The organism is Xanthovirga aplysinae, from assembly GCF_009711365.1.
Lineage (GTDB): Bacteria > Bacteroidota > Bacteroidia > Cytophagales > Cyclobacteriaceae > Xanthovirga > Xanthovirga aplysinae.
On the sequence record NZ_SMMB01000481.1, the window covers coordinates 1 to 1,849 of the forward strand.

Annotated in this window: 2 protein-coding genes; both read left to right on the top strand. The window is 35.3% G+C overall.

The features are described 5' to 3' along the window. A partial coding sequence (locus E1171_RS01970; protein ID WP_187696185.1) for a universal stress protein occupies positions 1-634 on the top strand: 634 nt, incomplete at its 5' end. A 717-nt stretch (positions 635-1,351) separates the two neighbouring features. Next, positions 1,352-1,849, top strand: a 498-nt coding sequence (locus E1171_RS01975) for an RNA polymerase sigma factor (protein ID WP_155203560.1), incomplete at its 3' end; no start/stop codon positions are given.

A 1,849-nucleotide genomic window follows, 5' to 3' on the forward strand; every position in this document is an offset into this window, starting at 1 on the left:
TGAAAAATCCCATAAAGAGAGTGTAGATCTCATCGTAGTAGGAAGGAAAAGTGAGTTGAAGGGTTCTGGAGTTACCATCCACCGATTGGCACGAAGAGCAGATTGTTCAATTTTGTTTGTGCCAGAAAATTTCCAACCACAAAAATTGACAAAGATTCTTGTTCCTTCAGACTTCTCTGAAAGATCGAAAAACGCCCTTGCAAGGGCAATCAACATTGCCAAAAAGAATGATGCTACGATCATTTGCCAAAATGTATACAAAGTACCTGTAGGTTACCATTATACTGGAAAAAGCTATGAGGAATTTGCCCTGATCATGGAAAACAATGCCCGTAGGGAATATGAAAAATTTATTTCTTCCATTGATTCTCGAGGAGTACCAATTCAACCAAATTTCTCACTGGATAAAAACGACAACCCCTCCAATGCCATTTACCAGATGTCTGAGGATACCAAAGCCCAATTGATTGTCATTGGTGCTAAAGGGCAAACAGCCACAGCCGCAATTTTTATCGGTAGCACGGCAGAACGGTTGGTAAAACACAATTTCAGGCAACCCCTGCTAATGGTAAGGGCAAAAGGGAAGAATGTGGGCTTAATGGACTATATCATAGGAAGAGAAAAAACTTCTTAAGTACACACCCAATGGCAGGCTTAACCCCACAAAATCTTCTAAGTTAATCCCGCACTAATTTTTAAGACACTAAATTAGGCTAGCTTCTCAAATTAACTTAGTAATATAATACATTGATCAACTTTCCTATTATCTTCCACACATGATTTTAGGAAAGCTTTTCTTTTATAACTAAGAACAAATGATTTTACTTCTTAAAAAGTGACCGTAATCTTTTCCACTTCCTTTTTGATAAAGAATTCAAATCATTATTAAGGTAAAAGACAGTAAATATATAAACCTTAAAATCATAATCTAAGATTTCTTTCGTTTCTCCCTTCAGTTTACTTTCTTTCAAATCCAATTTGTAAGGCGATACCGCTTGCCTCATTTTGGGAAAATAATTCTGGCTTTTATCTGAATAAACCAAGATTTAAACTCCCTGTGAACCTGGGTGATAAAGTCTAAAATTTAGATAGATAGGGAAAATATTAAGTCTTTACAAGGTGAATTGGCTACAAAATTGCAGGTATTTCACCATTACTTGAGGTCTAAAGAAGCCGACATTGCGGAGAGAAGAACACTCCCTCTATTTTCTTTATAAAAAGAAAAAATTTTACCGACTGCCGATTCGATTTATAATAATGAGTCAGCAATCAAAAGTTTCTCTTTCATAGAAGCTCAGGGAGGGAGAATTGCAGAGGAATAAAGTTTTGAAGAAAAATTAATTTTTTCAGCTTGGAGGATAAGGATTTAATTGAGAAAATAAAAAAAGAGGAAAGCCGAAATTTCGGATTCAATCTTTTGGTTAACAAATATCAAAAACGTATCTATTGGCACATTAGAAAAATGGTAATTGACCATGATGATGCCGATGATTTAGTTCAAGAGGTATTTGTAAAGATCTGGAAAAATTTGCATAATTTCCGACAAGATTCTGGGCTTTATACCTGGATTTACCGTATCGCCACCAACGAATGTCTTAATTTCTTAAAGAAAAAAAGACAACGATTTTTTCTACCGATTAAAGACATTGAAAACGAAATGACCCATATGGTAGAAAGTGGTCCGTATTTGGATGGGGACGAAATCCAATTGAAACTGCAGAAAGCCCTACTAAAACTACCAGATAAACAGCGATTAATTTTCAATATGAAATATTTCGATGAAATGAAATACGAAGAGATTTCTCAAATCACAGATACATCTGTAGGTAGCTTGAAGGCTAGCTACCAT